This is a genomic window from Hydrogenophaga flava NBRC 102514 (assembly GCF_001571145.1).
GTDB classification, from domain to species: Bacteria; Pseudomonadota; Gammaproteobacteria; order Burkholderiales; family Burkholderiaceae_C; genus Hydrogenophaga; species Hydrogenophaga flava.
This window is the reverse complement of the sequence record NZ_BCTF01000035.1, coordinates 39,311-49,512: the sequence shown is the minus strand read 5'-3', so window position 1 is coordinate 49,512 and position 10,202 is coordinate 39,311. Positions and strand designations below refer to the sequence as shown.

11 protein-coding genes are annotated in these 10,202 nt (G+C 68.6%); 2 read left to right on the top strand and 9 right to left on the bottom strand.

The window, feature by feature from the left end; translation table 11 throughout:
* Positions 1–11: 11 nt before the first annotated feature.
* The 5 genes from HFL01S_RS22595 to HFL01S_RS22575 all read right to left on the bottom strand — a co-directional run bounded on the left by HFL01S_RS22595 (position 12) and on the right by HFL01S_RS22575 (position 5,137).
* Positions 12–809 carry an SDR family oxidoreductase gene (locus tag HFL01S_RS22595; protein WP_066263111.1) on the bottom strand — a complete coding sequence of 266 codons (798 nt, stop codon included), beginning with the start codon at positions 807–809 and terminating at the stop codon, positions 12–14.
* Positions 810–821: 12 nt separating this feature from the next.
* Positions 822–1,763 carry a DMT family transporter gene (locus tag HFL01S_RS22590; protein ID WP_066263105.1) on the bottom strand — a complete coding sequence of 314 codons (942 nt, stop codon included), beginning with the start codon at positions 1,761–1,763 and terminating at the stop codon, positions 822–824.
* Positions 1,764–1,826: 63 nt separating this feature from the next.
* Entirely contained in the window at positions 1,827–2,537 is a 711-nt protein-coding gene (locus tag HFL01S_RS22585; RefSeq protein WP_066263103.1) for a Crp/Fnr family transcriptional regulator, read from the bottom strand.
* 13 nt (positions 2,538–2,550) lie between these two features.
* Positions 2,551–4,365: a type IV pilus assembly ATPase TfpB gene (gene tfpB, locus HFL01S_RS22580; RefSeq protein ID WP_157539046.1), complete on the bottom strand. Its 1,815-nt coding sequence runs from the start codon at positions 4,363–4,365 to the stop codon at positions 2,551–2,553.
* Positions 4,366–4,372: 7 nt separating this feature from the next.
* Positions 4,373–5,137: a class I SAM-dependent methyltransferase gene (locus HFL01S_RS22575; RefSeq protein ID WP_066263101.1), complete on the bottom strand. Its 765-nt coding sequence runs from the start codon at positions 5,135–5,137 to the stop codon at positions 4,373–4,375.
* A 146-nt stretch (positions 5,138–5,283) separates the two neighbouring features.
* On the opposite strand from HFL01S_RS22575, the gene HFL01S_RS22570 reads away from it, so the two are divergent.
* Positions 5,284–6,093 carry a mechanosensitive ion channel family protein gene (locus HFL01S_RS22570; RefSeq protein ID WP_066263098.1) on the top strand — a complete coding sequence of 270 codons (810 nt, stop codon included), beginning with the start codon at positions 5,284–5,286 and terminating at the stop codon, positions 6,091–6,093.
* A gap of 289 nt (positions 6,094–6,382) precedes the next feature.
* On the opposite strand, the gene HFL01S_RS22565 is transcribed toward HFL01S_RS22570, so the two are convergent.
* Positions 6,383–6,877 (bottom strand): DNA-deoxyinosine glycosylase, encoded by a 495-nt coding sequence (locus tag HFL01S_RS22565; RefSeq protein WP_066263095.1) that lies wholly within the window; start codon positions 6,875–6,877, stop codon positions 6,383–6,385.
* Positions 6,874–7,722, bottom strand: coding sequence for a TatD family hydrolase (locus tag HFL01S_RS22560; RefSeq protein WP_066263093.1), 849 nt, complete (start codon positions 7,720–7,722; stop codon positions 6,874–6,876). The genes HFL01S_RS22565 and HFL01S_RS22560 overlap by 4 nt, the downstream gene beginning before the upstream one ends.
* A 69-nt stretch (positions 7,723–7,791) precedes the next feature.
* Between HFL01S_RS22560 and HFL01S_RS22555 the strand changes: the two genes are divergently transcribed.
* Positions 7,792–8,226 (top strand): META domain-containing protein, encoded by a 435-nt coding sequence (locus HFL01S_RS22555; RefSeq protein ID WP_066263091.1) that lies wholly within the window; start codon positions 7,792–7,794, stop codon positions 8,224–8,226.
* Here the strand turns inward: HFL01S_RS22555 and lolD are convergent.
* Positions 8,204–8,878: a lipoprotein-releasing ABC transporter ATP-binding protein LolD gene (lolD, locus tag HFL01S_RS22550; RefSeq protein WP_066263088.1), complete on the bottom strand. Its 675-nt coding sequence runs from the start codon at positions 8,876–8,878 to the stop codon at positions 8,204–8,206. The two genes, HFL01S_RS22555 and lolD, sit on opposite strands and share 23 nt — an antisense overlap.
* A gap of 3 nt (positions 8,879–8,881) precedes the next feature.
* Positions 8,882–10,138, bottom strand: a complete 1,257-nt coding sequence (locus tag HFL01S_RS22545; protein ID WP_066263085.1) for a lipoprotein-releasing ABC transporter permease subunit — start codon at positions 10,136–10,138, stop codon at positions 8,882–8,884.
* Positions 10,139–10,202: the final 64 nt, after the last annotated feature.

Here is a 10,202-nt window from a genome sequence, read left to right as displayed (position 1 = left end):
GGGGGGGGGGTTCAATACGTTCCGGGGTACAGCCCGCCGTCGGGCAGGATGTTCTGGCCGTTGAGGTAGCCCGCGTGCCGGCTGCAGAGGAAGGCGCAGATCGCGCCGAACTCCTCGGGTGTGCCGAAGCGCCGGGCCGGGACCTGCGCCATCTGCGCGGCGCGCACCTCGTCCACCGTCTTGCCGGCCTTGCTGGCAGCGCCAGCAATCGTTCCCTGCAGACGGTCGGTGTCGAACTTGCCGGGCAGCAGGTTGTTGATCGTCACGCCCTGGGCCGCGATGCCGCTGCGTGCGACCCCGGCCACAAAACCCGTGAGGCCACTGCGCGCGCCGTTGGAAAGGCCCAGGATGTCGATGGGCGCCTTCACCGCGCTGCTGGTGATGTTGACGATGCGGCCGAAGCCGCGCGCCGCCATGCCGTCCACCGTGGCCTTGATCAGCTCGATGGGCGTGAGCATGTTGGCGTCCACGGCCTTGATCCAGGCCTCGCGGTCCCACGAACGGAAGTCGCCGGGCGGCGGGCCGCCGGCGTTGGTGACCACGATGTCGAAGGCCGTGCCCGGCCCGCCCGGCGCCGCGAACGCCGCGGCGCGCCCTTCGGGTGTGGTGATGTCGGCGGCCACCGCGATCACCGCCACGCCCGGTGAGACCGAACGCAGCGCCGCGGCCGAGGCATCCAGCACCTCGCGCCCACGCGCCACCATCACCACGTTCACGCCCTCGGCCGCCAGCGCCTGCGCGCAGCCCAGCCCGAGGCCCTTGCTCGCGCCGCACACCAGCGCCCACTTGCCTGCAATGCCCAGATCCATCGTTGATTGCTCCTAATCCTGTTTGGGTTGCACCGCCTTGCCACCGAAGCGCGTCACCAGGAACACGCCCGAGACCACCAGCACCGTGCCAGCCACGATCCAGCCGTTGAAGGGCTCTTCCAGTATGAGCACCCCCATGGCGATGGTCGACATCGGCCCGATCATGCCGGTCTGCGCCGCCAGCCCCGCGCCGATGCGCTCAATGGCCATCATCACCATGATCACCGGCGCGAAGGTGCAGGCGGTGGCGTTGAGCACCGACAGCCAGATCACCTCGGGTGCCACCTCGGCGGCGCTCAGCGGCCGCAGGATCACGAACTGCAGCAGGCACAGCCCGCAGGCCACGCTGGTCGCCAGCCCCACCAGCCGCATCGACCCCAGGCGCTTGACCATCTCGCCGCTGTAGACGAGGTAGATCGCGTAGCTGATGGCGCTACCGAACACCAGCAGCGCGCCCAGCGCCGCGCCCGGGCCTGCGAAGTCGGCCTCGTGGCCGAACACCAGCAGCACGCCGGCGTAGCTCACCGCCATCGCCACCGCCTGCGTGGCGCTGATGCGGCGGCCATACAGCAGCCAGCCCAGCAGCAGCACCAGGGTGGGGTTGAGGTAGAGGATGAGCCGCTCCAGGCTGGCGCTGATGTAGCTCAGGCCCCAGAAGTCCAGGAAACTGGCGAGGTAGTAGCCCGTCACGCCCAGGCCCAGGATGCCCAGCCAGTCTTTGCGGGTCAGCGGCGTCTTCGCACCACCACCCTGCCGGTAGGTGGCCCACCAGGCCAAGGCCAGGAACATGGGCAGCGCGAACAGCATGCGGTACATGATCAGCGTCACCGCATCGACCCCGTGGCGGTACGCAAGCTTGACGATGATGGCCTTGCCGCTGAAGGCGATGGAGCCGGCGCAGGCCAGCAGCAGTCCGGAAACAAGGTGGGGCGGTCGGGTGGCGGAAGCCGTCATCCGGGAATTATCGGCAGGCCGCGCCAGCCCCGCTGTCGTGTTCGGCGATGGGAGCCTTCGCGCTCAGTCTTTGGGCGAGGTCAGTCGTTCCGCGTCGACGATGCGGTAGGCGCGGCCGATGCGGTCCATGGACTCGATCAGCCCCTCGCGCACGAAGGCGTTGAGCGTGCGGCTGACCGTCTCCAGCTTGAGGTCGAGCATGGCCCCCATGTCCTCGCGCGAGAACAGCGTGCACATTCCGGGGTCCTGGTCGGTGCGCATCTTGAGGATCAGGCCGGCCAGCCGCTGGCGCGCGTTGCCAAAGTTGAGGTCGGCCAGCCAGTCGTCGGCCTCCTTGAGGCTGCGGTGCCAGCGCTCCAGCAGGCGCTGGTGCAGGCGCGGTGTCTCGCTGTTCAGGCGCTGGATCACCTGCAGCGGCAGGCGGCAGACGCGGACACTGGTCAGCGCGATGGCGTCGGCGTCGTAGGTCGGCCCCATAAGCGCCTCCAGGCCGATCACGTCGCCGCTGCGCAGCACCCGCACGATGCGCTGGCGGCCGTCCACCGTGTTGCGCACCAGCTTGACCATGCCCGCCCGCAGCGTGAACAGCGAGGTGGCCGTCTCGCCCATGCGCGCCACCGCGTGCCCCGGTGCGTATTCGAGGTCGTCGATGGGGGCGTGGATCAGGTTGAAGTCGTCTTCGTGCAGGTCGGCGAACAGCACCATGTCGCGGATGCCGCAGGCGCGGCAGTCGGCGGTGCCGCGCCAGGCCGACTCGGTCTTGATGGGAATCATGGTTCTCGGGGTGTCATTGCACCGGTGGCGTGCAGGCCAGCACCTCGTCCAGCGTGGTCAGGCCTTCGGCGACCCGGGCCGCCCCGGCCAGGCGCAGCGGCCGCATGCCGTCGGTCACGCCCTGGCGGCGAAGGTTCTCCATCTTCGGCTCGCGGTTGACCTTGTCCTTGAAGACCTCGGTGATGGTCAGCAGCTCGTACAGGCCGGTGCGGCCGCGGAAACCGGTCATGCGGCACTCCACGCAACCCACGGGCTGGTAGGGCCGGTACTTCCCGCTCACCTGCCAGGGCTTGACCAGCTCGGCCAGCGACGAGAGCGAGGCCTCGGCCGCCGCATCGTCCTCGAGCACCTTGCACGACGGGCAGAGCGTGCGTACCAGGCGCTGCGCCAGCACCCCGAGCACCGTGGCGTTGATCAGGTAGGGCGGAATGCCCAGTTCCATCAGCCGCATGATGGCGCTGGGCGCGTCGTTGGTGTGCAGGGTCGAGAAGACCAGGTGGCCGGTCAGCGCCGCCTGCACCGCCATCTCTGCGGTGGGCAGATCGCGGATTTCGCCGACCATGATGATGTCCGGGTCCTGGCGCATCAGCGAGCGCAGCCCCTGCGCAAAGTCCAGGTCGAGGTGCGGCTGCACCTGGGTCTGGTTGAAAGCAGGCTCGATCATTTCGATCGGGTCTTCCACCGTGCTGACGTTGACCTCCTCGGTCGCCAGCCGCTTGAGCGTGGCGTACAGCGTGGTGGTCTTGCCCGAGCCGGTCGGACCGGTCACCAGGATGATGCCGTGCGGGCGCTTGGTGAGCGCTTCCCAGCGCGGCGCGTCGGTGGTCGAGAACCCCAGGCCGGCCAGGTCCTTCACCGTCGCGTCCGGGTCGAAGATGCGCATCACCAGCTTTTCGCCGAAGGCGGTAGGCAGGGTCGAGAGGCGCATTTCGACTTCGTCGCCCTTGCCGTTGCCGCGCTCAGGCCGCAGCGTCTTGATGCGGCCATCCTGCGGGCGGCGGCGCTCGACCACGTCCATGCGACCCAGCAGCTTGATGCGCGCGGTCATGGCGTTCATCACCGTCATCGGCATCTGGTAGACCGGGTGCAGCACGCCGTCGATGCGGAAGCGGATCACGCCCTGGTCGCGGCGCGGTTCCAGGTGGATGTCGCTGGCGCGCTGGTCAAACGCGTATTGCCAGAGCCAGTCGACCACCTGCACGACGTGCTGGTCGTTGGCGTCCAGCTTGTTGGCCTTGCCCAGTTCGACCAGCTGTTCAAAGGTACCGAACGGGTTGGTCTGGTTGCCCATCTTGCTGGCCGCCCGGACGGACTTGGCCAGCGCGAAGAACTCGGCCGTGTAGCGCGCCACGTCCTGCGGCGGCGAGACCACCACGCGAACGCTCTTGCGCGTCTGGCGCTCGACCTCGGGAATCCAGTCGCGCACGAAGGGCTCGGGCGTGGCCACCACCACCTCGGCGAGCCCCACCTGCACCGGCAGCACCTTGTGGCGCTCGGCGTAGGCGGCGCTCATCACGTCGCCCACCTTGCCCACATCGACCTTGAGCGGGTCGATGCGGAAGAACTCCATGCCGCTGCGCGCGGCCAGCCACTGCGTGAGCATCTCCACGTCGAGCACCTGGCCATCCGACTGGCGCGACATGCCCACCACCGCCAGCCGCACCAGCGGGTGCTGCGCGCTGTGGGCCGAGGCGCAGCGGGCGATGGTGCGCGCAGCCTCGTCGGCCGAGATCACGCCATCCTCGCGAAGCCACCCCACCAGGACGCGCCAGTCCAGCGGACCGGCGTCGACGGTTTTCGGGGCAGCGGGCTTGTGGGTGGTTTTCATGCGGGTCTCACTCAACCGGTTTGAAGATGCGCAGCCATTTCACCGCGGGCAGGTCCCAGCGCGTGTGGATCTCTTCCGCGCGTGCCAGCAGCTCCATGCGCGTGGGCCGCTGGGCCGTGCGCTGCGCCAGCACGATGGTATTGCCTTCGCGCGTGGGCTTGAAGGCCCAGACAGCGTCGCGCCCGAACGCTGCGCAGATGGATTCGAGGGAGCGCTCGTAGCTGGCATCGCGTCCGAACAGGTTCACTGTCATCGCACCCTCGTCGGTCAGCAACGCGCGGCAGTCGGCGTAGAAGTCGGGGCTGTCGAGCACGGGCGCCGCCGCCTCGTGGTCGTACAGGTCCACCTGCAGGGCGTCGATGCTGCCCAGGTGAGCCGCCCGGCGAACCTCCTGCGCCGCATCGGCCAGCAGCACGCGCAGGCGCGGCCCGTCGGGCGGCAGCTTGAACCAGCCACGGCAGGCCGCGACCACCTGCGGGTTGATCTCCACCGCCGTGGTGTCCATGCGCAACTTTTTGCAATGGAACTTGGTCAGCGCCGCCGACCCCAGGCCCAGCTGCATGGCTCGGCGTTTGGACACCGAGTCAGGGTCGACGAACAGCAGCCAGGCCATCATGCGCTGCACGTAGTCCAGCTCGATGGCAAAGGGGTCGTCGATGATCATCGAGCCCTGGATCCACTCGGTGCCCAGGTGCAGGAAGCGCACCTCGCCGTCCTCGGAGAGCGTGACGTCCGGCAGGGCACCGGCTGCGGCGCGTGAAGAACTCCTCATCGAAGCGCCCCCCACTCGCAGGAATGCCACAGCGGCGGCGCAAACGACACGGCGTTGCGCGTCAAGGCGCCGGCCTGTCGAAAAAAGTTCGCATGGGCGAAGGAAGATCGCATCGGGACAAGGTGTTCCAGGAGAAAGGATTCATTATGAACATGGAAGTGGTCTGGAATTTCCTCAGCACGCAGGGGGCCGACTTCGGCCTGAAGATCCTGGGTGCCATCGCAGCCTGGGTGATCGGCCGCTGGCTGATCTCGCTGGCCGTGCGCCTGATCGGCTCAGCGCTGGAGAAGGGCCGCAAGATCGACGCCACGCTGACGCAGTACCTCAAGTCCATCATCTCGGTGCTGCTGACCCTGGTGCTGGTGCTGGCCATCCTGGACATCTTCGGCATCAAGACCACCTCGTTCGCGGCCCTGCTGGCCGGCGCGGGCCTGGCCATCGGTGCGGCCTGGAGCGGCATGCTGGGCAATTTCGCAGCCGGTCTGTTCCTGCAGGTGCTGCGGCCCTACAAGGTGGGCGACTTCATCAACGCGGGCGGCACGCTGGGCACGGTAAAGGAGCTGGGCCTGTTCGCCACCACGGTGCTGACACCGGACAACGTGCTGACGGTGGTGGGCAACAACAAGGTGTTTGCGGACAACGTGCAGAACTTCAGCGCCGAGCCGTACCGGCGCGTGGACTGCGTGGCCAAGGTGGCCAACAGTGTGGACGTGATGGACGCCATTGCGCGCCTGCGGCCGGTGATCGCCGCGATCCCGAATGTGAAGGACTCGCCAGCCCCGGACATCGAGATTCTGCAGTTCACACCGGAGGGTCCGCTGCTGTGTGTGCGTCCGTACACGCACACGGACCACTACTGGCAGGTTTACTTCGACACGAACAAGGCCATCGTTTCTACCTTCGGGGCGGCTGGGTACCCGGTGCCGGAGACTCCCTTGGCGCATCGTTCTGTGTGATTCGGGCACCTCGCGGGGAGACTGGCGACCGGCAGCCGACTCCGCGAATGTCCCCCGGGCCGTTCCGGCCCTCCTCCTTTATTTCGCTGCGTCGGCCACCGATCACCAGCCTCCTGCCAAGGTCGGGGCCATCGACAGGTTCAGAACCAAGCCAGCCTGTGGATCGCAGCGGCGGTGCGTTCTGCAAAGCGAGGTAAAGGAGGAGGACCGGGCTTCGCCCGGTCCGGGGGACACGAGCGGCGCAGAGCGCACCGCCGCAGCGATCCCGCGAGGTGTGACCCCGCAAAATTCAGCCCAACCCGTACAGCCGAAACACCTCTCCCCAAGCCGCCAGCTTGCGATCCAACGACCAGCTGGCATTCGCAGGACTCGTGGACGGCAGCTTGTGCACCGGCAGACCCAGCGCCTGGGTGTGCTTCGCATGGCGGAAGCTCTCACCGCCGTTGTGGGCAACCGCCACCAGACCGGGACACTCGCGCCGCACGAGGTCGAAGTCATTGAGCTCGGCATTCCGGATAGCAGTGTCCAGACTGCCCTCGCGCTCGCAGGCGGCGTACACGTCCCAGATCCCGAGCCCGCGCTCGCGCACCACGTCCAGCCGCTCGGCGTACCCCATGGACACCAGGTCCACCGACCAGAGCGCAGCCAGGATCTTCCAGAACTGGTTCTGCGAGTGGCCGTAGTAGCGCTGCTCGCGCAGCGAGGCCACACCCGGGAAACTGCCCAGCACCAGCAGCCGGGTCTGCGGCCCGATCACCGGCGGCAGGCCGACCAGGCGGGTCATGAGCTCACCGGCGCCAGCGCCGCCAGCCGCGGCAGCACGCGACAGGCGTTCCCACTGGTCGCTTCGGCCAATTCGCTCGGTGCCATGCCCCGCAGCTCTGCGAGCACGCCACCGATGCGCGGCAGCTCGGCCGGCGTGTTCAGGCCCTGCGGCCGGCCTGCGGCGCGCTCGGCGGCGGTGGCATAGAGCCAGTGCGGCGGAATGTCCGGCGCGTCGGTCTCCAGCACCAGTGCCGACAGCGGCAGTTCGGCCGCCAGCGCGCGCAGGCGCTTGGCCGGCTCGAAGGTGGACGCCCCACCGAAGCCCAGCGCGAAGCCCAGGTCGGTGAAGGCGCGCGCCTGCTCGGCGCTGCCGTTGAAGGCGTGGGCGATGCCGCCGCCGGTGGGCAGCACGCGCAGGTGCTTGAGCAGCCCGTCCGCGCTGCGGCGCACGTGCAGGATCACCGGCCGGCCGTGCTTGCGCGCCAGCCGCAGCTGGGCGCGGTAGAAGCGCTCCTGCCGTTCGCGCATCGCCGGTTCGCAAAGGGCGGGCACGAAAAAGTCCAGCCCGATCTCGCCCACCGCCACCAGGCGCGGGTCGTTGCGGTGTTCGGTCAGCGCCGCGTCCAGCGCATCCAGGTCTTCGTCCGCGGCCCGGGGCACGTACAGCGGGTGGATGCCGAGCGCGTAGGCGTCGCCCAGCCGGTGTGCCAGCAGCCGCACCGTGTCCAGGTTCTGCCGCATCACCGCCGGAATCACGCACAGCCCCACTCCGCGCTGCGCCGCCAACGTGCGCGCCTGCACGGCAAGCGCGTGGTCGGGACCGAATTCGGGGGCGTCCAGATGGCAGTGCGTGTCGATCCACATCGGGGGTATAACTCCTCGAACGATTGTGCCCCGCACGCCGGGGCTGCCACGCACCACGGAGGAATTCCCATGTCACTGCGCACCACCCGTTTGTTTTCCATCGCGACCCTGGCCATCGCCGGCACGCTGGGGGCCTGTGCGGCGCCCGCGACGGCGCCCGAACCGCTGTGGGGCAGCGAGTGGCGGCTGCAGTCCATCGCTGGTCAGGTCGCGCTGCCGCAGCCGGCGGCCACACTGGTGTTCCCACAGCCTGGGCAAGCGGTGGGTCACGGCTCCTGCAACCGCTTTTCCGGAGCGGTCGAGATTGACCGGGACCGTTTGAAGTTCGGTCCGCTGATGTCCACCAAGATGGCCTGCATCGGTGGGGCCAGCGAGCAGGAGTCGCGCTACCTGGGCGCGCTGCAAAAGGCCCAGCGCTACGAGGTGCAAGGCGACACGCTGCTGATCCACGCACAGGGCATGGACCAGCCGCTGCGCTTCGTCAGGACAGCACCCCGGAAGTGAGCCGCAGCACCCGGCCGCAGCGTGCGGCCAGGGCGTCGTCGTGGGTGACGACGATGAAGGCCGTGCCCTGGTCGCGGGCCAGCTGCATCATCAGTTCGAACACGCCATCGGCGGTGCTGCGGTCCAGGTTGCCGGTGGGCTCGTCGGCCAGCACGCAGGCCGGCTTGGTGACCAGGGCGCGCGCAATCGCCACGCGCTGGCGCTCGCCGCCCGAGAGCTCGGCCGGTCGGTGCAGAAGACGTTCGGACAGCCCGACCTTGGCCAGCACCTGGGCCGCCTGGGCGCCCGCCTCAGCGCGCGGCATGCGGCGGATCCACAGCGGCATCGCGACGTTGTCGCGCGCACTGAATTCGGGCAACAAGTGGTGGAACTGGTAGACGAAGCCCAGGTGGCGGTTGCGCAGCTCGCCCTGCTGCGCCGCGCTCAGCCCGGCGAGTGGCTGCTTCATCAGCGTGACGCTGCCGGCGGTGGGCGCGTCCAGCCCGCCCAGCAGGTGCAGCAGCGTGCTCTTGCCCGAGCCCGACGCACCGACGATGGCCACCGTCTCGCCCGCGCGCACCGTGAGGTCCACGCCCTTGAGCACGGTCACGTCCAGCCGGCCTTCGGTGAAGCGCTTGGTCAGGCCAGTAGCCTGTAGAACGACATCACTCATGGCTTACTCGTACCTCAAGGCTTCGGCAGGGTTCACGCGGCTGGCGCGCCAGCTCGGGTAGATCGTGGCCACGAAGGACAGCACCAGCGAGATCACCGCAATGGGCAGGATGTCGGCGCGCTGCGGGTCGCTGGGCATGCGGCTGATGAGGTAGACATCCTGCGGCAGAAAGCTGGCGCCCAGTGCGTGCTCCAGCGCCGGCACGATGGTGTCGATGTTGAACGCGATGCCCAGCCCCAGCAGCAAGCCGAGGCCGGTGCCGATCACGCCCACCATCGCGCCCTGCACCATGAACACGCCCATGATGCTTTTCGGGCTGGCGCCCAGAGTGCGCAGGATGGCGATGTCGGCGCGCTTGTCGGTCACCGTCATCACCAGCGTCGAAACCAGGTTGAACGCCGCCACCGCCACGATGAGGGTGAGAATGATGAACATCATGCGTTTTTCCAGCTGCACGGCCGCGAACCAGGTGCGGTTCTGGCGCGTCCAGTCCTTCACCAGCATGCCCTCGGGCAACTGGCCGGCCAGCGAAATCGCGACCTCGCGCGCCTGGTGCAGGTCACGGATCTTGATGCGCACGCCCGTCGGCCCTTCGACGCGGAAGATGCGTGCCGCGTCCTCGACGTGCAGCAGCGCCAGCGCCGAGTCGTACTCGTAGTGGCCGGAATCGAAGGTGCCGACCACGTTCATCTGCCGCACCCGCGGCACCACGCCGGCCGGTGTGACCTGGCCGCTGGGCGCGATCAGCGTGACCGTGTCGCCCATGCCCACCCCCAGGCTGCGCGCCAGCTCGCCACCCAGGATCACGCCGAAGCCGCCCGGTACCAGCCGCGGCAGCGAGGTCTGCGACAGGTCTTTGGCGAGGTCGGCCACCTGCGGTTCCTGCGCTGGGTCGATGCCGCGCACGATGGCGCCCTTCATGTCCTCGCCGCGCGCCAGCAGCGCCTGCGCGCCCACGTACGGCGCCGCGCCGACCACCTCGGGGTGCTTTCGCACAGTGGTCAGCACCGCATTGAGGTCGGGGATGGCCTGGCCGCTGGCGTCGTACAGCTCGATGTGCGAGAGCACGCCCAGCATGCGGTCGCGCACCTCTTTCTGGAAGCCGTTCATCACCGACAGCACCACGATGAGCGCCGCCACGCCGAGCGCAATGCCCAGCATGGACACGCCCGAGATGAAGGAGATGAAGCCGTTGCGCCGGGTGGCGCGGCCGGCGCGCGTGTAGCGCCAGCCGAGGATGAGTTCGTAAGGGGTTTGCATCGATGAAATCCAGCGGCGATTGTGGCATCCCCGACAATCCCGGCTGTTCCCCCGTCCGGCTTGT